The 23,555-nt window shown below is 34.3% G+C and carries 20 protein-coding genes, 1 pseudogene and 1 CRISPR repeat array; of the genes and pseudogenes, 10 read left to right on the forward strand and 11 right to left on the reverse strand.

Annotated elements, in window-relative coordinates; genetic code table 11:
• Positions 1 to 22 precede the first annotated feature (22 nt).
• The 3 genes from thiI to ezrA form a co-directional block, all read right to left on the reverse strand.
• Positions 23 to 1,243 (reverse strand): tRNA uracil 4-sulfurtransferase ThiI, encoded by a 1,221-nt coding sequence (thiI, locus tag C7J88_RS03225; protein WP_095117155.1) that lies wholly within the window; start codon positions 1,241 to 1,243, stop codon positions 23 to 25.
• Positions 1,243 to 2,376 (reverse strand): cysteine desulfurase family protein, encoded by a 1,134-nt coding sequence (locus C7J88_RS03230; protein ID WP_095117157.1) that lies wholly within the window; start codon positions 2,374 to 2,376, stop codon positions 1,243 to 1,245. The genes thiI and C7J88_RS03230 overlap by 1 nt, the downstream gene beginning before the upstream one ends.
• 176 nt (positions 2,377 to 2,552) lie before the next feature.
• Positions 2,553 to 4,253 carry a septation ring formation regulator EzrA gene (gene ezrA, locus C7J88_RS03235; protein ID WP_095118138.1) on the reverse strand — a complete coding sequence of 567 codons (1,701 nt, stop codon included), beginning with the start codon at positions 4,251 to 4,253 and terminating at the stop codon, positions 2,553 to 2,555.
• 178 nt (positions 4,254 to 4,431) lie between these two features.
• Here ezrA and C7J88_RS03240 point away from each other — a divergent pair, with 178 nt between their 5' ends.
• The 3 genes from C7J88_RS03240 to C7J88_RS03250 all read left to right on the forward strand — a co-directional run bounded on the left by C7J88_RS03240 (position 4,432) and on the right by C7J88_RS03250 (position 6,837).
• On the forward strand, positions 4,432 to 4,893 hold the full coding sequence (locus C7J88_RS03240; protein ID WP_095117159.1) for a GAF domain-containing protein: 462 nt from the start codon (positions 4,432 to 4,434) through the stop codon (positions 4,891 to 4,893).
• 217 nt (positions 4,894 to 5,110) lie between these two features.
• Positions 5,111 to 5,713: a 30S ribosomal protein S4 gene (gene rpsD, locus C7J88_RS03245; protein WP_095117161.1), complete on the forward strand. Its 603-nt coding sequence runs from the start codon at positions 5,111 to 5,113 to the stop codon at positions 5,711 to 5,713.
• 167 nt (positions 5,714 to 5,880) lie between these two features.
• Positions 5,881 to 6,837 (forward strand): ornithine cyclodeaminase family protein, encoded by a 957-nt coding sequence (locus tag C7J88_RS03250; RefSeq protein ID WP_095117163.1) that lies wholly within the window; start codon positions 5,881 to 5,883, stop codon positions 6,835 to 6,837.
• Positions 6,838 to 6,975: 138 nt separating this feature from the next.
• Here C7J88_RS03250 and C7J88_RS03255 read toward each other — a convergent pair whose 3' ends face one another.
• Positions 6,976 to 7,719 carry a glycerophosphodiester phosphodiesterase gene (locus C7J88_RS03255; RefSeq protein ID WP_095117165.1) on the reverse strand — a complete coding sequence of 248 codons (744 nt, stop codon included), beginning with the start codon at positions 7,717 to 7,719 and terminating at the stop codon, positions 6,976 to 6,978.
• A 72-nt stretch (positions 7,720 to 7,791) separates the two neighbouring features.
• Between C7J88_RS03255 and C7J88_RS03260 the strand changes: the two genes are divergently transcribed.
• The 3 genes from C7J88_RS03260 (at position 7,792) to serA (ending at position 11,183) form a co-directional block, all read left to right on the forward strand.
• Entirely contained in the window at positions 7,792 to 8,244 is a 453-nt protein-coding gene (locus tag C7J88_RS03260) for an SACOL1771 family peroxiredoxin (RefSeq protein WP_095117167.1), read from the forward strand.
• A 181-nt stretch (positions 8,245 to 8,425) separates the two neighbouring features.
• A complete protein-coding gene (locus tag C7J88_RS03265) occupies positions 8,426 to 9,586 on the forward strand; it encodes a pyridoxal-phosphate-dependent aminotransferase family protein (protein ID WP_095117169.1) in 1,161 nt (386 codons plus the stop codon).
• Positions 9,576 to 11,183 carry a phosphoglycerate dehydrogenase gene (gene serA / locus C7J88_RS03270; RefSeq protein ID WP_095117171.1) on the forward strand — a complete coding sequence of 536 codons (1,608 nt, stop codon included), beginning with the start codon at positions 9,576 to 9,578 and terminating at the stop codon, positions 11,181 to 11,183. The genes C7J88_RS03265 and serA overlap by 11 nt, the downstream gene beginning before the upstream one ends.
• Positions 11,184 to 11,235: 52 nt before the next feature.
• Here the strand turns inward: serA and C7J88_RS03275 are convergent, their stop codons facing one another.
• On the reverse strand, positions 11,236 to 12,360 hold the full coding sequence (locus tag C7J88_RS03275) for an HAD family hydrolase (protein ID WP_095117173.1): 1,125 nt from the start codon (positions 12,358 to 12,360) through the stop codon (positions 11,236 to 11,238).
• A 138-nt stretch (positions 12,361 to 12,498) separates the two neighbouring features.
• A complete protein-coding gene (locus C7J88_RS03280; protein WP_095117175.1) occupies positions 12,499 to 13,116 on the reverse strand; it encodes a lysophospholipid acyltransferase family protein in 618 nt (205 codons plus the stop codon).
• Positions 13,117 to 13,270: 154 nt separating this feature from the next.
• Here C7J88_RS03280 and C7J88_RS03285 point away from each other — a divergent pair, with 154 nt between their 5' ends.
• Positions 13,271 to 14,482, forward strand: a complete 1,212-nt coding sequence (locus C7J88_RS03285; RefSeq protein WP_095117177.1) for a S1C family serine protease — start codon at positions 13,271 to 13,273, stop codon at positions 14,480 to 14,482.
• Between the two features lie 231 nt (positions 14,483 to 14,713).
• A CRISPR array of direct repeats spans positions 14,714 to 15,078; the repeat unit is 36 nt; unit sequence GTTTTAGTACTCTGTAATTTTAGGTATAAGTGAAAC.
• A 328-nt stretch (positions 15,079 to 15,406) separates the two neighbouring features.
• Here the strand turns inward: C7J88_RS03285 and tyrS are convergent.
• On the reverse strand, positions 15,407 to 16,669 hold the full coding sequence (gene tyrS, locus C7J88_RS03290; protein ID WP_095117179.1) for a tyrosine--tRNA ligase: 1,263 nt from the start codon (positions 16,667 to 16,669) through the stop codon (positions 15,407 to 15,409).
• Between the two features lie 353 nt (positions 16,670 to 17,022).
• Between tyrS and C7J88_RS03295 the strand changes: the two genes are divergently transcribed.
• Positions 17,023 to 17,916 carry a biosynthetic peptidoglycan transglycosylase gene (locus tag C7J88_RS03295; protein ID WP_095117181.1) on the forward strand — a complete coding sequence of 298 codons (894 nt, stop codon included), beginning with the start codon at positions 17,023 to 17,025 and terminating at the stop codon, positions 17,914 to 17,916.
• Positions 17,917 to 17,993: 77 nt separating this feature from the next.
• Positions 17,994 to 18,203 (forward strand): annotated as a pseudogene (locus C7J88_RS03300) (group II intron reverse transcriptase/maturase); the annotation flags it as partial.
• 185 nt (positions 18,204 to 18,388) lie between these two features.
• Here C7J88_RS03300 and C7J88_RS10630 read toward each other — a convergent pair.
• The 4 genes from C7J88_RS10630 to C7J88_RS03320 form a co-directional block, all read right to left on the reverse strand.
• The gene (locus C7J88_RS10630; protein ID WP_249027482.1) at positions 18,389 to 18,679 is read right to left on the reverse strand and encodes a hypothetical protein; all 291 of its coding nucleotides are present in this window, start codon (positions 18,677 to 18,679) and stop codon (positions 18,389 to 18,391) included.
• A gap of 907 nt (positions 18,680 to 19,586) precedes the next feature.
• Positions 19,587 to 20,564, reverse strand: coding sequence for a Gfo/Idh/MocA family protein (locus C7J88_RS03310; RefSeq protein ID WP_229709416.1), 978 nt, complete (start codon positions 20,562 to 20,564; stop codon positions 19,587 to 19,589).
• A complete protein-coding gene (locus tag C7J88_RS03315; protein WP_095117185.1) occupies positions 20,557 to 21,369 on the reverse strand; it encodes an HAD-IIB family hydrolase in 813 nt (270 codons plus the stop codon). The genes C7J88_RS03310 and C7J88_RS03315 overlap by 8 nt, the downstream gene beginning before the upstream one ends.
• Positions 21,354 to 22,604, reverse strand: coding sequence for a DegT/DnrJ/EryC1/StrS family aminotransferase (locus tag C7J88_RS03320; RefSeq protein ID WP_095117187.1), 1,251 nt, complete (start codon positions 22,602 to 22,604; stop codon positions 21,354 to 21,356). Before C7J88_RS03320 ends, C7J88_RS03315 begins: the two co-directional genes overlap by 16 nt.
• Positions 22,605 to 22,686: 82 nt before the next feature.
• Between C7J88_RS03320 and C7J88_RS03325 the strand changes: the two genes are divergently transcribed.
• The gene (locus C7J88_RS03325; RefSeq protein ID WP_229709417.1) at positions 22,687 to 23,463 is read left to right on the forward strand and encodes a LacI family DNA-binding transcriptional regulator; all 777 of its coding nucleotides are present in this window, start codon (positions 22,687 to 22,689) and stop codon (positions 23,461 to 23,463) included.
• Positions 23,464 to 23,555 lie beyond the last annotated feature (92 nt).

A 23,555-nucleotide genomic window follows, 5' to 3' on the forward strand; every position in this document is an offset into this window, starting at 1 on the left:
CCCCTTTATTTGGTTAATTATATTAGAATAAGTCTGCTTCCCAAGTTGTTTCAGTATCTTCATGTAATTGGTAATTTTTATCAATTACCAATGTTTCGATATTCTCAACTGCACGATCCAACATTTCTTCAAAATCAAATCCTGATTCATATTTCAATACTTTGTCATACTGTGGTTCAGTAACAGGGTGTTTTGGTGTAAAAATTGTACAACAGTCTTCAAACGGTTGGATAGATGTTTCAAACGTACCAATCGCTTTCGCTTTTGCGACAATCTCTTCCTTGTCCAACGATAGTAACGGTCTTAAGATTGGCGTAGATGTAACAGCATTAATCGCATACATACTCTTCAATGTTTGACTCGCTACTTGTCCTAGATTTTCCCCATTTACAATTGCGTCTGCTTCGATTTGATGTGCTAATTTGTCTGCAATGCGCAACATCATACGACGTGTAGATGTCATCGTATAACGTTCATGTACGACTTTATGAATTTGTTTTTGTACTTCTGTGAATGGAACAATGTGCAATTTAATCGTACCAACACGCTCTGCCATAATACGTGTTAATTCAATCACTTTTTGCTTTGCTTTTTCACTCGTAAACGGTGGACTGTGGAAATGAATCGCTTCAATTGTCACACCTCGACGCATTACTTCCATACCTGCAACAGGTGAATCAATACCGCCTGACAACATCAATAATGTTTTGCCACCTGTTCCAACCGGAAGTCCACCAATTGCTTCGATTGTACGATCATACATATAAATCGCATCCAAACGAACTTCTACCATAATTTGATGATCAGGCTTACGAACATCAACGTGTAATCCTGGAACATGTTTTAGCACTTCACCGCCGACCATACGTTGGATTGCAAATGTTTCGTATTCAAATTGCTTATCGCTGCGTTTCACTTCTACTTTGAAACTGTCGCCTTCATGATATTTTTCAGCAAACTTTATGGCATGCGCGTATACAGAATCCATATTTTTTTCAATTTTTAGCACCGGACTGATAGAGTGTACACCGAAAACTTTCGAAATACGTGACATCATTTCTTCTACATCAGCCTGTGGATCTAATTCGATATACATGCGGTCTCGGTTTGCTTTAACTTCATATCCCTTTAATGGCATCAATGATCGCTTCACATTGGAACGCAATTGGTTAACGAAAACTTTTCGATTACCACCTTTTAATGTTAATTCTCCATATCTTACAAGTAGATGATCATATATCATTATTCTAGTAACTCCTTCACTTCTTTATATACTTTGTCAAAAGCGTGTTTAAATTGTTGAATATCTGCGTGTTGCGTATTGATATCAAAAGACAATCGGATACTTCCTAATATGCATGATGTAGAGATGCCCATCGCTTGAAGAACTTCATTCACTTTTGCATGTTTTGACGAACAAGCACTTGTTGTCGAAATCATCACACCTTGTTTTGAGAAAGCATTAACAAGTACTTCCCCACGAACACCTGGAAAAGCAATATTTAAAATATGCGGTGACGCATCGATTGGCGAATTGATACATACACCTTTATATTGAGAAATAAAATCTCTTAATGTTTGATTCACTTGAACAAGTGCCGACATCATATCCGAACGGCGCTCTTCTGCTAAACGAATTGCTTTTGCGCTTGCAACATCGATAGGTACGTTGACGGTACCACTACGCAAACCATATTCTTGTCCCCCACCATGTATGATAGGCTCTATATTATGCATATTATTTAATATCAGTACACCTTGCCCTTTTAAACCATTAAATTTATGTCCACTTAGCGCAATACTGTCTACATCTTGCGTAATGAGCGGTAACTTGCCCAGTGCTTGCACCGCATCAACATGAAAATGTGCCTTTGGATAGTCTTTTAGTAACGTCGCAATGTCTTCTATTGGTTGAACTTGACCCATAATGTTATTGACATGCATACAAGTAACTAATATGACATCAGACGACATCAATGATTTCAAATGATCCATATCAATTCGTCCAGCTTTCGTAACATTCACATACTTCAATACGAATCCTTGTGTCTCTAAAGCACGACATACTTCTAACACTGATGGATGTTCCAATACGGAAGTAATGATTGTTCGCCCAAACTGTTTCTTTTGGTAAGCGACACCTTTTAAAGCCATGTTGTTCGACTCTGTGGCGCCACTTGTGAAAATAACTGTTTCATCATTCAAGTTTAACGCTGACTTAATTTGATTGCGTGCCTGCTGTAACAGACGACTCGCTTCAACACCCTTTGCATGCGGGCTATTCGGGTTATAAAAATATTGTTGATTCACCTTCATAAAGCTATCAAGTACAGATGAATCAGGCTTCGTTGTTGCCGCATTATCAAAATAGAGCATGTTTAAGACTCCTTCACTCATTAATCATTATTTCATTGTACTATAATTCTATTTGAAATGAATAGGTAAAAATCTCAAATACCCAATACACATCTTTCTTTACTCCCATGTTACTTCCCTATAATTGCCCACAAAAAAACCATGATGTAACTATACACATCATGGTTTTAATCATTTTAAGCTTGCTTTAGCATAACTTCTTTTTCAATTTGTTGGCTAATGCCTGGTTCAATTCGTTCCAGTGCTTGTGCTGAAATCTCACTTGAACGTTTATAGCGATTGTTTTTGAATAAGCGTTCTGCTTCGTTCAAACTCTTATCTAAATCATGGTTATCTTTACGATATCTATTGCCGTACTGAATTAATTTCTCGGCATAAACCGCATTGATTAAGACGTCATTTGCTTCATCTTCAAATTTATTCATTTGAAGCACGACTTTGTTCACTTTATCTTTCAATTGTTGAACGTTAATTGGACGTTCGCTAAAGCGTTTATTCACATCTCTAACTTCATAGTCAATTTCATTTTTCAAAATGATAAAACGTTCTGGCACACTCGTTAAGTTTGATGCTAACAAGCGACGGTAAATCTCTTCTTTTTTACTTTGAACACGTAAAATATGTTCTTCCGCTTCCGCCTCGTCTTCTCTGAGTGAGATCAAATGATTCTGTAACTTTTCTTGTTTATCGTTAATAACCACAACATGGTCTTCAATATATTTTAAGTTATCTTGAACCTCACTATATCTTACAGCAGATTTTGACATTTCTGTTAGGATTTCATCATAAACAGAAATAAGATTTTGAATTTCATTTTCGAATTGTCGTACGTTTTGTACATCACTTTCGTTAATGTAATAATTTTCACGTACATATTCAATTTCTGTTTGCAATGTATAGTTCATATCTTTTGCGTGGAATAATTCATCTGTAATACGCTCTTTTGATTCTTCGACAGCATTCTTTGATTTTACTTCATGTTCGATAAGGTCATACATCACATCGAGTTGCTTGTTAATCTCTTCAAGCTTTTGATTCGCAGCATCAAGTTCGAGCTTACTAATCATTGGTTCAACAAAACTCAACTCTGTTTTTAAACTTTGTAGCGTGCTGTCTACTTTTGCATGATCTAAATCATAACCTTCCACCTTCAAGTCACGCACACCGTACTTCAAGTCTTGGAACTGGCCTGGCAACTCTTTTTGCGCTTCGCGAATCAAGTCTGGGATTTCAGTCATGTCTTGTTGAAGATATGTGATGTCATCATTCAATCCTTTAATATGTGTATGCGCTTCTTGATAGTTACCTGCATCCTTTAACTCTTGATAGCGCTCAATCTCAGGTTCAAGCGCTTCAATTTCTTGTTCAAGTGGTGCTGCAGCTTCACCAAATTGATGTCGATTTGCTAAAACATCACGTTTCATTTTACGATGATTTTCTTTCGTCTGTTCGTAGATAGTATCACTCTCTTGGTGAAGATGGATCACTTCATCCGCTTGCTCGGTTAAAGCTAAATGTTTGGCTTCATATGCGTCCATCAAACTATGCGCATCATCAATTTCGACTTGTGCTTGCGAGAACTTAAACTTATCAAGTGTGACTTCCGCTTCATGAATTTTTTCATCAACAGGTGCTAAAAAGTCGTTTGTTGTTTGTGTCCATTCCGAACGTAAGCTGTCGTAACGTTGCTTCGTTTCTCCAGACATACGAAGTTGTTTTAATTTATCCAAGCTTTCATCATAAGACAACGCATTCAACTTTTCTCTACGCGTCTCAGCCTCTTGTATGATCGTTCGCTTTTGAGAACGCATATAGAACAAGATACCAATGCCAATTAAAATAATAATAATAACCGCTAGTATGATATACAATAACATGTTCATTTTTCTCCTCCTAGAATACATAAAACTATTATAACGTAAATTATCATGTCATAAAATCAAAATCTCAAAAAACATCTGACTTCCTTTATTTATATGTATAAAATCGATTGATTGCATGAATACATATGAGAAGATATAATATCCTTAAATTTCGGAAAAGTGAGTGGATAACATGTCGGTGAAACAAACAGATTATACATTATTAGCACGTCAACTTGATGCTTTATTAGATGGTGAAACAGATTTAATTGCAAATTTAAGTAATGCCTCAGCACTATTGAATGAAAATCTAGACCAAATTAATTGGGTTGGCTTTTACTTAATGAAAAATGATGCGCTCATTCTCGGTCCTTTCCAAGGGAAGCCTGCATGTGTTCATATCGAAGTAGGTCGTGGTGTTTGTGGGACAGCTGTTGCAGAAAATAAAATACAACGTGTAGCTGATGTGAATGCCTTTCCAGGCCATATTGCATGTGATGCTGCAAGTCAATCAGAGATAGTCGTACCAATTCATAAAGGCGATACAGTTATTGGTGTATTGGATATTGACGCCCCTATTACAAATCGATTCTCTGAAGCAGATGAAGAAGGACTTGCAAAATTTGTTGAAGTACTCGAACAACATCTTGCATAAAACCATTGACAAAGATGATGAAAGTGTTACAATTGTCTTTGTGTGAATAAACGAAAATAGCAGTTGAATATTGATAGGCACTATGGTGTTCCCAAAGCGGGCGTGCCGTGTAACCGTAGCTATGAGGCGAGGACACAGAAAACACTATATCCTATCGAGCATTCAACACTCTTTTTTGTTTTTCATAACTACAAAAAAGAAAAAGGAGGAGTCAATTATGGCTCGATTCAGAGGTTCAAGCTGGAAAAAATCACGTCGTTTAGGTATTTCATTATCAGGTACTGGTAAAGAATTAGATAAACGTCCATATGCACCGGGACAACACGGTCCTACTCAACGTAAAAAATTATCAGAGTATGGTTTACAATTACGTGAAAAACAAAAATTACGTTACTTATATGGAATGACTGAACGTCAATTCCGTAACACTTTCAACATCGCTGGTAAACAAGGTGGTGTACACGGTGAAAACTTCATGGTATTACTTGCTAGTCGTTTAGACGCAGTTGTATACTCATTAGGTTTAGCTCGTACACGTCGTCAAGCACGTCAATTAGTTAACCACGGTCACATCTTAGTAGATGGTAAACGTGTTGACATTCCATCATACTCATTAAAACCAGGTCAAGAGATTGCTGTTCGTGAAAAATCACAAAAACTTGCAATCATCGCTGAATCAGTAGAAATCAGCAACTTTGTTCCTGATTACTTAGAGTTCGATGCAGACAACCTTAAAGGTACTTTCGTTCGCTTACCAGAACGCAGCGAATTACCTGCAGAAATCAATGAACAATTAATCGTTGAGTACTACTCACGTTAAGATTTCATAACTTATTTAAAAACCAAGTATGGACACTGTGCCTACTTGGTTTTTTTGTTTTATCATACATAACTTTCCCTTCCCGATTAACGAAATAATGAATTACTTTGCAATATCATTTCTGTTTTTTATAATAAACATATAGTTATTCAAAGGGAGATGTTACTGTGAAAGTATTTACTGAAAAAGAAGTCATGATGACATATCATATGTCGGATGCAATACAAGATATTGAAAATTTATTTCAAAATATGGACGACGTTAGCCAAACGTCTCGTGTTGTCATACCAACTGGTGAAGGAGCAAAGTCGATGCTGTATATGCCTTGTATCCATTTTGGCAAACAACAAGGGATCATTAAAATAACATCTATAACACCCGAAAACCCGCAACATAATCGACCTACAACACAAGCTAATATAGTTATCACTGATTTAAAGACTGGTGAACATGTCGCAAGTATGGATGGGAGTTATTTAACACGCTTGCGCACAGGTGCTTTAAGTGGTATTGCTACAAAATATATGAGTCGTCCCGACAGTAAAACACTAGGTATGATTGGAACTGGCGGTATGGCTTATGAACAATTGTTAGGAAATCTAGAAGTACGTCCAATAGAAAAAGTACTATTGTACAATCGTACTTCTGAGAAGGCACATGCGTTCAAAGCACGAATTGCCGATAAACATCCAAGCATTGAATTCGAAGTCGTTTCAACTGTCACCGAACTTGTAAGACAGTCTGACATTATCAATTGCCAAACACAGTCCACATCACCTGTTTTCAATGCAAATGATATACAATCCGGTACACATATTAATGGTATCGGATCATATCGTCCAGAGATGAAAGAGATGGACAACCGCCTCTTTCCCACAGCTTCACAAATAGTTTTCGATGACTTAGAAGGTGTAAAGGAAGAAGCTGGTGAGTTTATTGAAGCAGATAAACAAGGACTATTTTCTTTTGATCACCATGATGATGACTTAAAAGGTGTATCATTAAACGGGAAAATTCAACGTAATAATGAAGATATCACTATTTTCAAATGCGTCGGCGCTGCACACTTTGATTTAGCTGTTGCGCTTGGGACATGGGAAAAATTCAATAAAAACCATAATTAATTGAAAGTTGGGACATAGACACGATTTAAAAGGCGTCTGAAATGAAAGTACTTTTTCACTTCAGACACCTTTTATCGATTTATCAGAGCAGAAATAAATGATGTGTCTCTCTATTCCAGCTCCCCTTTCACTTTATAGTTATAATTTAAATATTTCATCCGGTATATCAGATATAACGCCATCAATACCGAGCTGAATTAACTTTTTAGCAGTTTGCGCATCATTCACCGTATAAGGTAATACTTTCAAATTGGCATCATGTGCACGCTTCACAAATTTCTTGTTAACGAGTTGATAATTAGGGTTCACATAATCTGCATATTCTGCAATATCACAAAAATCAGGTTGTTTCAGCCAATATTTTCTTTTGCTGATGAGTACACCGTAATGAATATATGGCACTTGATGCTGTATCTCTTTTATAAATGATTGATCAAATGATTGAATAATAATTCGATTAATCGGGAAATCATGATGTATTATTTTTTGAATCATTAACGCCCCAATATTGGGATATTTGCTTGGCTTTTTCACTTCAATCAGCAACGTTTTTGAGTAGTTCTTACACAAGGTCAAAATTTCATCAAAAGTCATAATTGGCGCATCAATGTCACCCTTCATTTGTGCATTGAAGTTAAAGACTCTTAAATCTTCTAATGTAAAGTCTTTAATGGCACCTTTTCCATTCGATGTTCGATCTATTGACTCATCGTGAATTCCAACGAGCATTCCATCTTTCGTCATATGTAAATCAATTTCTAACATATCGATATGTTGACTGAGTGCTGCTTGATACGCAAGCTTTGTATTTTCAGGATAACGCTGAGATAGTCCACGATGTGCAATCACCTGAAATGACTTATTAGGTCTCAACAATTTCATAAACTGCCCTACTTTCTTTATAAAAAATAATATATCTTTAATTTATCATATTTAGAATCGGAGTGACTTAAATTGATACAACATACTTTTACAACAACCGTCTCATGGCAAGGTGGACGCAATGAAGTAGGTCACTTGAATGGTGACATTCTTGAACATGACGTATCGATTCCATCATCGTTAGGCGGTACAGGGAAAGGAACGAATCCAGATGAACTGCTCGTTGCAGCAGCATCCAGTTGTATGACAATCTCACTTGCAGCTGCTTTGGAACGTGCACATCTCACGCCTACCAAAATTGAAATGCAATCTGATGGACATGCTGTATTTGATCAACAACAATTTCAAATGAAAAAAATCACTCATTATCCTAAAATTTTTCTTTCGAATGAACAAGATATTAAAAAATTAGAACGTCGTATAACACATCTCATTAACATTGCAGATAAAAATTGCATGGTATCAAATAGTTTGAAAGGCAACGTGCAGATCGATGTTATACCTCAAATTGTCCATTGTTCATAAATATCTATCACAATCCCAACAAAATTAGGTAGTAGGATAGAAATCTTCATACTTACAAAAGATTTCATGGTCCTACCCTTTTTATTTTCAGTTGCACTGTCAAATTGTATGATATTATACACTGTTATTTTATCTGAAAATTTGTTAAAATGAAAAAATATACCGATTGGGAGGTAAAACTATGTATACTCATCACTCTTTACTTTTAACACCCGGACCAACGCCCGTCCCTAACAAAATACAACACGCTATGAATTTACCTATGGTTGGACATCGTTCAAGTGACTTTGAAGCCATTGCAAAACTGGCATTTTCAGGCTTAAAACGCGTTTTCGGTGCATCTCATGACGTCATTATATTAACTTCTAGCGGTACGAGTGCATTAGAAGCTAGTATGCGCAATCTAATAAATCCTGACGATCATATTGTTGTCATCGTATCAGGTGCGTTTGGAGCACGTTTCCAACAAATTGCAGAGGCTTATTCACATCATCTTCATGTCTTCAATGTCGAATGGGGTGAATCATTCAATACGGAAGACGTATTAACATTCATTCAATCGATTGATCATCCAATTACTGCTGTCTTCACACAATATTGTGAGACATCTACGTCTGTACTTCATCCAGTTGCCGAACTTGGACATAGTTTAAAGCAGTTTAATCCAGATATCTACTATATTGTTGATGGCGTAAGCTGTATCGGTGCTGTCGATGTAGATATGGAAAGGGATCAGATTGATGTGTTAGTTGCTGGCAGTCAAAAGGCAATGATGTTACCACCTGGACTTGCATTTGTCGCATACAATGATCGTGCTCGTACACGATTTTCTCAGACAAACAGTCCAAGCTTTTATCTGAACTTATCAAAACATCTATCATCGCTGGAAGCAAGTACAACGCCCTATACACCGAATGTCCCAGCCTTTCGTGGCGTTGTGCAATATAGCCAAATGATCAAAGAAGAAGGATTCCAACATGTAGTCAAGCGTCATAATGTGATACGTGATGCGTTAAGAAAGGCACTTAAATCACTGTCTCTAGATTTGCTCGTCAATGATGATGCTGCCTCACCCACTGTAACTGCATTTGTTCCAAAAGATCATGACGAATTAGTATATATTAAAGAACAGTTAGCGAAGACATTTAACATCACAATTGCAGGCGGCCAAGGTAAATTAAAAGGGCATATATTACGTGTTGGACATATGGGTTTCATATCACCGAATGACCTATTACCTTTTGTTTCAAGTCTTGAGATGATTTTAAGTACTTATCGCAATGAAAACTATATCGGTAAAGGCACAAAAGCATTTTTGGAGGGAATTTATCATGAATTATAAAGTACTAGTTGCTGACCCCATCTCTGATGATGGCTTACATCAACTACATGCAGATGGTGCATTCGAAGTCGTTCATAAAACTGGATTAACTGAAAACGAACTCATTGCATTTATTCCAGATTACGATGCTTTAATCGTACGAAGTCAAACCCAAGTAACAGCGACAGTTTTAAAAAGTGCAGATCGATTAAAAGTTGTCGCAAGGGCTGGCGTCGGCGTGGATAATATTGATATTGATACCGCAACAAAAGAAGGCATTATCGTGATCAATGCACCTGATGGCAATACCATTTCAGCAACAGAACATTCTGTCGCTATGTTATTAAGTATGGCGAGAAATATTCCCCAAGCACATGCATCTCTCAAGCGAGGTGAATGGGATCGGAAGACGTTCCGTGGAACAGAATTGTACCAAAAAACATTAGGCGTTATCGGAACAGGACGAATTGGTATTGGTGTAGCAAAGCGTATGCAAAGTTTTGGCATGAATATTCTTGCATTTGATCCGTACTTAACTGAAGCACAAGCTAACGAACTAGGATTTACACGTGCAACAGTTGAAGAAATTGCACAAGCTGCAGATTTTATTACGGTACATACACCATTAACTGAAAAAACACGTGGCTTAATTAATGCTGACTTTTTTAACCTTGCCAAGCCTAACCTTAGAGTAATTAACGTCGCTCGTGGTGGTATCATTGATGAACAAGCGCTCATTGAAGCATTAGATAATAATAAAATTGCGGGAGCAGCATTAGATGTATTTGAAAACGAACCTGCTGTCAATACACCTGTTACACAACATCCAAAAATTATTGTGACGCCTCATTTAGGTGCCTCAACAATTGAAGCACAAGAAAAAGTGGCGGTTTCAGTTGCTGGAGAAATTATTGACATTTTAAAATACCAAAATGTAAAACATGCTGTGAATGCACCAAAAGTGATATTTGATCATTCAGAAGAAATCCAACCATTTGTCGACTTGGCACAATTAACAGGGGCATTAGCCATTCAATTACTTCCCAAAGCACCACGTAAGATGCATATAACATATGGTGGTGACTTAGCACTTGATGACACAAGTTTATTAACACGAACATTAGCACAAGGCGTTCTTCAAGAAGATATGGGAGATCACGTCAATTTAATCAACACACTCATGCTATTGAACGAACAAAATGTCTCATATACGATTGAAAAAACAAAAGGGATTCAAGGATTTAGCAACTATATCGAAGTGGAACTTATAAATAAAGATCAACGTGCAAAGATTGGTATGACTGTTCTCAACGGATTTGGTCCACGTATTGTGCGTATTAATGACTATGCAGTTGACTTTAAACCAGAGCACTATCAATTAATTATTCAACATACCGATCAGCCTGGTATGATCGGTCAAACGGGTCAAATTTTAGGAGAACATGATGTTAATATCACATCAATGTATGTGGGTCGTAAACAAGTAGGTGGCCATGCGATGATGATTTTATCCATTGATCATCCTATTGATGAAGCGGTTCATGACGCATTATTAAATATTCCTGGATTAGAAAGTGTTCAACTTGTCACATTGAAAGATGAGTCACTTATCAATTAATATAAGCCCAGAGATTGGAGAATATCCTCCAATCTCTGGGCTTATACAATGTTTATAATAAATATTGACGAACTTCTAAGACATGATTCACTAATTCATCTGCGCCTTTTGCATCGAGCTCTTCTGCTGCTTCAGTCCCTTTTAAACCTGTTAATGTCCCAATAAATCGTGCATTGACTTTTTGTGCACTTAATAAGTCAGCCAATGAATCTCCAACAATCGTCACTTCATAATGATTTAAACGATTTACCTGATTCGTTGCATAATCATGGTATTTTGAAGTGTCATTTCCATCATATGTCGCAACATAGCTAAATGGATTCGGCTTACCGAGTGGCTTTAATTCAGGATATTGTTTTTCTGCTTGAATCACTTCACTTGCCGTTACAATGTGGGAATCATCAAAATATGACAACAAGCCCAATGCTTCAAAAGGTATCAATGTTTCAACACGTGTGCGCCCTGTGGCAATGGCAATTAAATAGCCAGCTTCTTTAAGATCTTGCAGTAAACTACGAATACCATCAATCGGTGCTAAAACTACCTCGTCATATATATATCCCTTTTTGTAATTCGTCTTAGCCTTCTTTTTCTCTACTTCTTCATATAGTTTAGTACCTAAATACCATTCTTGATATAACTCTTGTGCCAGTTGCCATAATGGACTATTAATATCAAATAATGCTACTTTATCCGTTTTTAAAACATTCGTTGCATACGCCTTTAAACCTTCATAAATCTGTTCCTTACCTTCCGTAAGATGATTCAAAAAGTCTAAAGGCAAGGCATAATCAATATGACTCGATTTAATGTGTGATTGTAATGTTTTTATAGATGTTTCGGAGAACGCTGCCTCATCTAAAAATGATAATTTCTCAGTATGTGGTAACGACTTTAACAAGTCGATTAAGTGGACTGAAAATACAATGAATAACATATCCCAGTTAGAGTTGATACCTAAAGATTTTAGACGATGTAAAATTAAATCATTTTCAAAAAGCTCATTACGAATCGTCATAATTTCAGATTCGGTTAAAGCATCAAGAGCGATTCCATCTTTAAGATTCAAATAAGCTTTATCATACAATAATTCATAAACAGTTAGTGCTGATACATCAAAACATCTTGATTCATCTAAAAACACACCATCTACATCAAATAATACTGCTTTTGTCATAACTGATCCCTCTTCCCGAATATTCAGATAATGATATTATATCACGGACATGACTTTACACCAAATCTCCTATTACAATTTTTAAAAATAGCGCAAATCTATCGAAAGCCCGTGATTTACGCTATTATGATTAACACATTATTTTGTTTTGACATATTCATTGAGTTCTTGTTGCAATTGTTTAGTTCGTTCACCAATTAAGTTCGTGAGATATTCAACTTTTTCTTGTCGCTTCATACCTTCTGGGAACGTTGTAGTATCAATAGGTGCTCCAAACTTAATATAAGCCTTGCCTGTCAACATACCAATAAGTTTTGTAGGACCTACGTAGGCAGCAGGTAAAATCGGTTTCTTTGCTAACATTGCAATCGTTGCAGCACCACGTTTAAGTGGGACTTCTTCTGTCGTTCTATGACCCGATGGAAAAATACCAACTGTTTTGTTTGAGTTTAATAACTTAACCGGAATTTTTAATGTACTCGGCCCCGGATTTTCACGATTTACTGGAAAGGCATTTAATGCCGATAAAAACTTACCAAAAAGCTTATTTTCAAACAACTCTTGTTTCGCCATAAAGTGAATTTGATTTGGTAATAATGCTACTCCTAACAATACAATTTCATTATAACTTTCATGATTGCATGTCACGAGATACTCATTGTTATCTGGTTCATTGTCTTTTCCGAGAACTTCTAAATTTTTTAATCTTTTGGCCACAATAAATTCTAATACTGTTCCAATTAATTTGTAGAGCATTTTGGCACCTCTTTATTTATTAAAATTAGCTCTTTAGATTTTATCACTTCCTTTTCATTTCAACAAGCATTCAATAGATACAACTCTAGACCGATACCGTGTGACTAGAAATATCGTGTAAAAAAAAGCATAATATAAGGAAAGGAGGCATACTATGAATTCAAATGATTTTAATCCTACTTCCCAAAGGCAACAAAATGATACGCCACCCCCTTCTTCAAAAAAGAGTGGATGGTTACGTACAATTATAATTGCTCTTATAGCAGGGCTTATCGGTGGTAGCATTGCATTCTTCGCTATCAGTGGTATTTCAAACTTTACATCATCAGGTAACCACTCTGGTGCGAATGTCAATGTTGCCGAAAATGAAAAAGGCGGCAATGTATTGGATCAAAAATCGAAATCATATCCATCAATCAATGCCATGATTAAAGACAAATCCCCTTCAATTGTAGGAGTAGTTAATGAACAAAAAGCTGAAAACATAGAAGATCTACTTCGAGGCAAGTCAACAGATGCACAACCTTCTGGCATTGGTTCAGGTGTCATCTATCAACGTAATAAAAAAGAAGCTTTTATTGTTACGAATAACCATGTTATTGACGGTGCATCTTCTATTAAAGTGCAACTACATAACTCTAAACAAGTAAACGCTGAACTAGTTGGCACAGACCCACTGACAGATATCGCTGTTCTAAAAATTAAAAATCGAAATGATATTAAAGCCATTGATTTTGCCGATTCATCAAAAGTAAAAACAGGTGATAGTGTCTTTGCGATGGGTAATCCACTCGGCTTAGAATTTGCGAATACGGTCACTTCTGGTATCATTTCAGCGAGTGAACGTACCATCGATGCTGAAACTCCAGCAGGTACAAATAAAGTGACAGTACTCCAAACAGATGCAGCTATTAATCCCGGTAATTCAGGTGGCGCATTGGTCGATGTTAATGGAAACTTAGTTGGCATTAACTCTATGAAAATCTCTGCCCCGCATGTTGAAGGTATCGGTTTTGCAATTCCAAGTAACGAAGTCAAATTAGTCATCGAACAACTCGTCAAGCATGGTGAAGTGAAGCGCCCATCAATTGGTATTGGTATGATCAATGTTACAGATATTCCAGCATCATATCAAAAACAACTTCACACTGACAGCGGCGTTTATGTTGCAGAAGTTCAACGCAGTCAAAGCGGGTTGAAACGTGGTGATATCATCACTAAAATCGATGATCAGAAAGTTGAAAACGATTCTGATTTACGCTCGTATTTATACAAAAATAAACAACCGGGAGATTCTGTTAAATTTACAGTTATACGTAATGGACAATCCGAAAACGTAAATGTAACATTAGTTGAGTCTCAATAATTAGATAAAACCATTGAAATGTTATTTCTGGCATTTCAATGGTTTTTTTCAATAAACTAATGAAGATTGATGAAACCTTCTATACATATTTCACAAAGTTGATATATCATTTCTCATTAATATCGCTGCATAGTTATGTCTTTTAGAAAAAACTTCAATACTTCTATAATCGAAAAATAGTGAAAATAACTGCTGAATTATTAAAAAGGATAAGGTACAATAATGCTAGAGGTTTTAGTACTCTGTAATTTTAGGTATAAGTGAAACAAAAAAATTAAAAGATTACTAGACAGTGATGTTTTAGTACTCTGTAATTTTAGGTATAAGTGAAACCATTAACAGTTTGTCGTGAATTAACACTTAGTTTTAGTACTCTGTAATTTTAGGTATAAGTGAAACTTTACGCCGCCACGCCCTTACGCTAAGTTGTTTTAGTACTCTGTAATTTTAGGTATAAGTGAAACAAAAAGAAAAAAACCGCTTGGGAAAGACGAGTTTTAGTACTCTGTAATTTTAGGTATAAGTGAAACTCACGCACTCTTGCCCCATATAGTTTTGCAGTTTTAGTACTCTGTAATTTTAGGTATAAGTGAAACTTCCATTTTTGGGGCGAAGCCGGGGGTGCAGTTTTAGTACTCTGTAATTCCGGGTGTAAATTAGCCGGAAATTGTTGCTTTTGAATACTTTATAATAGGTGTACCTGTCGTTTTTTTAAGTTCTTTCATTTTAAAATTCAATAATCTTTTCTAAATTCTTATTGTAGATACATATAAAAGTATAAGAATCAATAACTATCACGATTAATAATTTAAACTCTTCCCTATATTCTAGAGACTGTTACAATTCTCACTCCTACTTCTCATTTCTATATAACTAAAAAAGCCAGTGATGACTCAATTAGAATACATCACTGACTTTTTCGTTTTATTGATAATTTACCATGAAATATTTTTTCTTACCACGACGAACAATTGTGAATGCGTTGTCATATTTATCTGCTTCTGACAATTCATAAGCTAAATCCGTTTCGCGTTCACCATTAATATAAATCGCACCGTTTTGGACATCTTCACGTGCTTGACGCTTAGAAGATGAAATTTTTGTTTCAACAAGTGCTTCTACGATATTTGTCGTTTTATTTGATAATATAACTTGCGGTACATCTTTAAAACCTGCTTTGATTTCTTTTGTTGATAATGCTTTCAAGTCACCTTTGAATAATGCTTCTGAAATACGTTGCGCTTCTTCTAATGCTTCTTGACCGTGAATAAGTGCAGTCACATTTTCAGCTAATGCTTGTTGTGCTTTACGCAAATGTGGTTCTGTTTCAACAGAAGTTTCAAGTTCTGCAATTTCTTCTTTTGATAAGAATGTAAAGTATTTCAAGAATTTGATGACATCATCGTCACTTGTATTAATCCAGAATTGATAAAATTCATATGGGCTTGTTTTCTCACTATCTAACCATACTGCACCTGACTCAGACTTACCAAACTTTTTACCGTCAGCTTTAGTTACAAGTGGAATTGTAAAACCATATGCATCATTTGTACCGTACATACGTCGCATCAATTCGATACCTGTCGTAATATTACCCCATTGATCGGATCCACCGATTTGCATTTTACAGTTATATTCACGATTTAAATAACCAAAATCAATTGCCTGTAAAATTGTGTATGTGAATTCTGTATACGAAATTCCGTGTTCTAAACGTGATTGAATGGAATCTTTTCCTAACATGTAATTGACGCCGACATGTTTACCATAATCACGTAAAAATTCGATCAAGCTAATTTGACTTAGCCAATCTTTATTATTGACTAAAATTGGTCCGTTTTCTTTATCAAAATCAAAAAGCATTTCCATTTGACGTTGAATACCTAATACGTTCTGTTCAACTTGTTCTTCTGTTTGTAGTACACGTTCTTCTGATTTACCAGATGGGTCACCAATCATCCCTGTTCCGCCACCTACAAGAACAACTGGGCGATGTCCTGCATTTTGGAAACGACGCAAAGTTAAAAATGGTAATAAATGACCGATGTGCAAACTATCTGCAGTCGGATCTGCACCACAATATATTTTGACTTCCTCTTTATTTAACAATTCTTCAATGGCAGCCTCATCTGTTTGTTGGTAAATGAGTCCTCTCCATTTTAAATCTTCAATCAATGCATTTGTCATATGACTTACCTCCTTAGAATTTTAAGCATAAAAAAACACCACTCACGTTAAACGTAAGGGCGCAAATGACTGTGCACGGTACCACCATACTTGGATCTCGTACGATGATACGTTCATCGTCAAACGCTGAAACATGTCAATGAGGTGTATTCACACATCGGTATACGTTAGTTTTCACCAACCACTAACTCTCTACAATGCATACCCAATCGTTACTTGTCCTCTGCTTCAAATAAATATATATTTAAAAATCATTATATATGAATTGTAACGTATGTCAATGAAAATATCTAGCATAAGATGAGTATTCAAAATTATGTGCTATAATATGGGAAATTGGAGGTGCACACGTGATGAAAGAAATATATCAAACTGACAATAAACTATCACATATTCTTAAAAAATTTGATCTTTTTTGCAGATTTGTGAAACGATTATTTTTTTCATTTGTTGCACTCTTTCTTTTAGTTTTATTTCTATTATTAGGAATTGCAATTGGTTACTTTACAAGCTTAGTGTCAGAATCTCGTGCTTTAAATGATACTTCTCTTATTCAACAAGTGACGGATTTACCGGAAATGGAACCTATTACTTCTCCTAAAACAGATATGATTGCTTTATATGATGCGCCTGAGCCGGTACTTATTGCAGGACCTCATGAAGTATCGCCGTTTGTAACATCCGCTTTAGTTGCTGCTGAAGATGATCAGTTCTATATACATAATGGAATATTACCAAAAGCAGTTATTCGTGCGATATATCAAGATATCTTCCAACACCAATTTGCAACGGGAGGCAGTACCATAACGCAACAATTAATTAAAAATCAAGTACTGTCAAATGAACGCACATATGATCGAAAGGCTAAAGAAATAATGTATGCATTGCGAATTGAAAAATTAATGACTAAAGATGAAATATTATTTACTTATTTAAATCGCGTGCCATTCGGATTAGATACAAATGGTCAACATATTACAGGTATTACCTCTGCATCGTATGGTATTTTTGGAAAACCGCCACGTTCACTCAATTTAGCAGAGTCTGCTTATCTGACAGGATTGTTACAAAGTCCTTATTACTATACGCCGTTTGATTTGAAGGGTAATATCCGCCCTGATAAAGAACTAATGCCTTCTATTAATAGACAACGATATGTATTAAAACGTATGCGAATTGAACAAATGATCACGGATGATGAATATCAACAAGCATTAAATTATGATATTCGAAGTCATCTCTCATAATAAAAAAGGGGCGGTACACCATCCCTTTATACTTATATATTAGCTCATCAATAATCTGATAATAGTTGTGACTATAAAGATGGAAGAAACTCAAAACGAAATACAAGATGTTACGTCAGTATGGTCTTTACCATAGAAGTGCGATGAAAGTCGCACAGTCTCGCAAGAAATACTGGCGGTTATCGAATATGCAAGAGGTTCATCGTGCACTTACAATAAAACAACTCTACAAGTGGGGGCTGATACCATTAGCCCAGCTTGCAGAGTTGGCTTATGCAAGATATTGAACCACCAAGCGTACGGATCCGTACGCTTGGTGGTGTGAGAGGACGAATAGTCAATTAATGGCTATTCTCCTACTCGATTTAGCTCACCAGTCTTATTTGACAATGAGCCAAAATAGCTATGAAAAAATCATTTGTTACAGATTTCTTCATAGCTAACTTTAGAACATTATTATATATAATCTTATTTAGAGTTTTGTTTTTAAAATCACAGTATTTAAAAGTAAGCATACCATTAATATAAATAAAATAGATAAATATACTGGAACATGAATATATAAAGCTGCTTTTATAATTACCGCTCCAATTGCGCCACCACATCCTGCTACAGCGATAAAAATACTAGTTAATACACTTTTATTACTACTATGTTGATTAATGATACTAGCACCTAAAGGGAACATAGGCGCTAAAAATATGGTAAGTAAAAATAGAATTATTAATCTAATTTCATCTTGGGTATTTAAATATATAAACATAATATAGAGAAAAAGAAATCACTGTATACATTAATAGCAATGTTTCAAGCCTGAATTTAATCATCGGCAATATTAACGTATATAAAAATCTTCCTACAATTATACCAATCCAAAATATACTTACAGTCATATAGTTAAATTTATCAGTCAAAGTTAAATTTATCAGAAACTAAGTTGATATATGGCAGTAAATTTGAAAAATTAGTTTCTATACTAATATAAAAGAAGCACCATGTAAGAATTATTAAAACTAGCATAAACTTTTTATTAAAAGAAAATTTAGGTATTTTAATTCTATCGCTGCTACTCGCTTTAAACACTAAAGAATTGACAATTAAAAATAAAAATACATTTATGATAAATATAAAAATAATAGCGTATTTCGTGTCTAAATGATATTCAAACATCCTCACAATCATAGGTAGCACGAATGATCCTACTGCAAAGAATGACTCTATATATCCAAAAATTTTGGCGGAATCAAAATTAATATTAAATATATATGATGCAATAGATGACTCAATAAATCCAGCGCAAAAACCTAATACAGCTACAACTATATATATATTAAGTAATGCTCAAAGATAATGAAAATAGTAGTAATTACTAGAATGGATAGGTGTATTATTTCAAAAATTTCTTTATATCCTTATTAGCTAAGGAGGTAGAATAAAACACTCCAAACATAAATGTTATAAATTGAATACTAATTAGATTTGATACACTTGATTGATTCATATTAAGACTTATTTTTAATAATTGATTAAATGACCCGACAAAAGTGTGTATCATTCCAATGAGAAAATACATTAAAGAAAAGTAAAGCGTATGAAATTTAGTCATCTGAACTCAATGTACTGTTTTTGTTGATAATTATTAACACAGTGCTCCAAAACTTCTTGCGCTTTCAGACCACATCTTCAAAAGTAGAAATTGAAGTTTCTTTTCTATTTTTGATAGCCCCCAAAAGTTTTATATGTGAATGGTAAAAGCTATCTTTCCATCCATAAAATTCATTTTCTGGGTCAATGTATATCCTATCATCTAATTGAACTATCTCTTGAATATCATTGTTATTAACAGTAACTACTCCATCATTTTTTGATGAAAACTTGATTTCACCATTACATCCTGTAATCGAAATGTAGAAACCACATAAATCTTCAGCACAAGCTTTAGAAGTCTCTATATGAATATATTGTCCATTGCTAGTCATAAAAAATGTTTCTGAATGATCATCAACTTGCACTATACTATCACTTTTTTGCTTTACTTTAGTCATCATTTTAGTTTTAATTGTTTCTACTTTTACATTACTGTTAGTAATGTAAGTCGCTAAATCGAGAAAATGAACTCCTAAATCTCCTAAGGCACCACTACTTAACTTTGAACTTCTATCGTCTCTCCAAGTAAAAGTTTTTCTTCTATAAGCACTATTTTTTAGAAATGCCATATGAATAGATATGATTCCACCTATTTTATCATCATTTATTAACTCCATAATCTTTTTAACAACTGTCAAGTTTCTATAATTTAGATTTATGCTTTTTATATTTTGTAGTTTGTTATAATGTCTAATTATATTTGATTCAGAAAGACTGCTAGTTAAAGGTTTTTCACATAATACATCGCAATTATGATCTAAAGATTTAACGATATGATCTACATGACAGAAGTTTGGAGAGCATATTACAGCAATGTCCACTTTTTCTAACATAGAATGAATATCTTTAAATGGAGTTGTATTAAATTCTAAACAAAACTTTTCTAAATTATCATCTACTATATCATGGGCACCAAAAAGGCATACATTAGGGATGTCGTTTATTATTTCAGCATGTATTTTTGCAATACCACCTGTGCCAATAATTCCATATTTAATCATTTTTACCCCCTACGAATTCACTGACATGTTTAAATATACCTTTATAATAAGGATATTTTGTATTTTTAAATTTTCTCTTCATTTCCTCATCTTTACTGTTAGACATAATAAATGCATGATCTAGGTATCGTAAGAACTCTTCGTCGTTCCCACTATCCCCAAAACCAATAATTGAATTTCGGGGAATACTATACTTGCGCATCAAAAATTTTGTGGCATATAACTTCCCAGCATTTTTAGGAGTAAAATCAATATCGTAAGCATTTTCAGGGTCTCCCGCTAAAGGATTACAACGATTAAACCTCATAGTATAATTTCTTGTTTTAGAATACTGGGTAAGGTCTTTTAGTATCTTTTTATCTAAATTAGTATCTCCTGTGGAATATAAATAAAAATTGTACAATGTTTCGTTTTCATAAAATTCTCTTTGTGGTATAAACTCCACATTATGTTTGGAAGAAATATGATTTAATATCTCTAATATATCTTCCAATAAAAACGGTTCAGTTAACACTTCATTTTTATATTCATCCGATTCAACGTATTCATAGTTATTCCATGTGTACATTTTAGAACTTAAGTCGGAAAAAATATGCTTTGGTTTATATGACATATTAGCTTTTAACATTTTTTCAAGAACACTATCTAAAGTGCTGCCTGTTAATATCGCTGTAATAGCATTATTATTGACTGATATTTTCTGTAATAATCCTTCCATTTCTTTTAAAGAATATACATCTGTTTGATTAGTATTATGTTTGTAGTAAGTTTCATCAAAATCAAACAATATTAAATTTCCTGACACCTTAACCCCTCCAGTACCACTCTTAATTTACTAATAACATATTCTTGTTCTTCTTTTGTTAAACCAGGATATAAAGGTAAACATAGTAACTCTTTATGCATTCGTTCAGTGTTTGGAAGCGAAATTATTTTCTTGTAACTTATTTGTTCATGGCTTAAGTATGGATAATATATCTCGGATTGAATGCCAACTTTTTCAAGTTCTGATTTTACAAAGTCTCTCTTATTATTTTTGACCCTGATAGGGTATAGATGCCCCACAGATTTGTCATCAAATGTAGGAAGAATAATATTTTCCATATCGCTTAATTTTTGATTATATTTTTCTGCTATTTTTAGTCTTCTATACTGATTAAAGGTTAAATATTCCATTCTAACAATTCCTATTAGTGCTTGTGTGTTATCAATTTTTGAATTAAAACCAAAATCGATGATTTTCTTATTTTTTTCTTTTAAGTTAAATCCGTGATAACTAATTAATCTACATTTATAATCTAATTCAGCATTATTAGTTATAATAGCTCCTGCTTTACCGCAAACTCCTAAATTTTTATACGGATTAAAACTTAATGCAGCTAAATCAGAATGCATACCTACCTCTTCTAAGCCAATTCCCTGGCAGGCATCCTCAATCACTCTAATATCGTGTTCTAACGCTATCTTTTTAATTTTTAACATATCGCAAAAACGACCATATAAATGAACAGATAAAATAGCTTTTGTCTTTGAAGTGATCAGGTTTTCTATTGATTTAGGACATATAGTAAAGTCATCTTTGACATCAGCATAAACAGGGGTTGCTCCTATAGATACAACAGCATTTTCTGTCGCTGCAAAACTATTTGAAGGTAAAATAACTTCATCACCAGCCGTTACTCCTAGAGAGAGTAATCCAATTGTTAAAGCTGCAGTTCCACTAGATAGCGCAATTACATGATTAATGGATAGATACTCCGAGAGATACTGTTCAAATTCATCTATATATTTGCCACTAGTATATTTTCCAGTAGGTAAAAGTTGCTTTAATGCTTTAATAATTTTTTCTGTTTCATCTTCTCTTATCAAGCTATTTACAGGCATAAATTCTATTTTTTGAATATCCCTGTTCTCCGACAAGTTTTGCCTTGTAATATCTATTTCATTCGAAAGATATTTATTTGCATGAATTTCTGTGTGTTTTTTCAACTCTTGAATATTATTACGAAAATTAAAAATACTGCTAGATTTTAATGTCATAGATACACCGCCTTGTTTATGATAAACTCATCTTAAATTATGGGAACATTCCCATGTCAATGTAATTTTAGGAGGATATGAAATGAATATTTTTGATGTGGCTAAAGCTTGTAATGTTTCAAAATCTACTGTATCTAGGGTATTGAATAATCATCCATATGTTAACGAGGAAAAAAGAAGGAGAGTCTTACAATATATTGAAGAAAATAATTATGTTCCTAATAATATTGCTACATACTTTAGAAATAGAACTACTAAGTCAATCGGTATTTCAATACCTTATATTGATCATCCCTTCTTTTCTAAAATCTCATATGAATTAACCAAAAACTTTTACGAAGAGGGTTATAAATCATTTATTCATCAAACATTTTGTTCACCAATTAAAGAAGAAGAGGTATTGATATCATTAAAAAAAAGTGAAATAGATGCAGTAATTTTATGTTCGGTAGAAAATCAAGCTGAGATTATTGAAGGGTACTCTAAACATGGTTTGATTATATCTAGTAATGACACCAACCAAACTAAGAGTATATCTAATTTTCATTTTGATGAGTTTAATATAGGGAAAGAAGCTACTGAATATTTAATTAAAAAGGGTATAAATAATATTGCTATATGCATTGATAATCCATTTAATGGAGCTCAAAAGTTAAGATTAGAAGGATATAAAAAAGCTCTTTTAGAAAACAAAATACATTTTAAAGATGAATATATATTTTCATCAGCGTTTACCATTAATGATGGCATCAAGATTGGTATAAAAATACGAGAAAATCATAAAGAAATACGAGGAATATATACTGGCAATGACTACGTTTCAGCAGGGATTTTTAGGGTTCTAGGAAATGTTTCCTAAAATGAATCATCTTAAATTAAATCCCAGATTATACAAAATGTTGAGGGTTTAATTTAAGAAACCTATTACCAAAACACGTGTTATTATCTATG

The organism is Staphylococcus muscae (genome assembly GCF_003019275.1).
GTDB classification, from domain to species: domain Bacteria; phylum Bacillota; class Bacilli; order Staphylococcales; family Staphylococcaceae; genus Staphylococcus; species Staphylococcus muscae.

Bases quoted from the DNA above. Each gene is read 5' to 3' on its own strand.
- C7J88_RS03325 (WP_229709417.1), top strand. From the start codon at position 22,687: ATGAATATTTTTGATGTGGCTAAAGCTTGTAATGTTTCAAAATCTACT.
- C7J88_RS03280 (WP_095117175.1), bottom strand. From the start codon at position 13,116: ATGCTCTACAAATTAATTGGAACAGTATTAGAATTTATTGTGGCCAAA.
- C7J88_RS03320 (WP_095117187.1), bottom strand. From the start codon at position 22,604: ATGACATTAAAATCTAGCAGTATTTTTAATTTTCGTAATAATATTCAA.
- tyrS (WP_095117179.1), bottom strand. From the start codon at position 16,669: ATGACAAATGCATTGATTGAAGATTTAAAATGGAGAGGACTCATTTAC.
- thiI (WP_095117155.1), bottom strand. From the start codon at position 1,243: ATGATATATGATCATCTACTTGTAAGATATGGAGAATTAACATTAAAA.
- serA (WP_095117171.1), top strand. From the start codon at position 9,576: ATGAATTATAAAGTACTAGTTGCTGACCCCATCTCTGATGATGGCTTA.
- C7J88_RS03310 (WP_229709416.1), bottom strand. From the start codon at position 20,564: ATGATTAAATATGGAATTATTGGCACAGGTGGTATTGCAAAAATACAT.
- C7J88_RS03255 (WP_095117165.1), bottom strand. From the start codon at position 7,719: ATGAAATTGTTGAGACCTAATAAGTCATTTCAGGTGATTGCACATCGT.
- rpsD (WP_095117161.1), top strand. From the start codon at position 5,111: ATGGCTCGATTCAGAGGTTCAAGCTGGAAAAAATCACGTCGTTTAGGT.
- C7J88_RS03275 (WP_095117173.1), bottom strand. From the start codon at position 12,360: ATGACAAAAGCAGTATTATTTGATGTAGATGGTGTGTTTTTAGATGAA.
- C7J88_RS03230 (WP_095117157.1), bottom strand. From the start codon at position 2,376: ATGCTCTATTTTGATAATGCGGCAACAACGAAGCCTGATTCATCTGTA.
- C7J88_RS10630 (WP_249027482.1), bottom strand. From the start codon at position 18,679: ATGTTTATATATTTAAATACCCAAGATGAAATTAGATTAATAATTCTA.
- C7J88_RS03285 (WP_095117177.1), top strand. From the start codon at position 13,271: ATGAATTCAAATGATTTTAATCCTACTTCCCAAAGGCAACAAAATGAT.
- C7J88_RS03295 (WP_095117181.1), top strand. From the start codon at position 17,023: ATGAAAGAAATATATCAAACTGACAATAAACTATCACATATTCTTAAA.
- C7J88_RS03265 (WP_095117169.1), top strand. From the start codon at position 8,426: ATGTATACTCATCACTCTTTACTTTTAACACCCGGACCAACGCCCGTC.
- C7J88_RS03240 (WP_095117159.1), top strand. From the start codon at position 4,432: ATGTCGGTGAAACAAACAGATTATACATTATTAGCACGTCAACTTGAT.
- ezrA (WP_095118138.1), bottom strand. From the start codon at position 4,253: ATGTTATTGTATATCATACTAGCGGTTATTATTATTATTTTAATTGGC.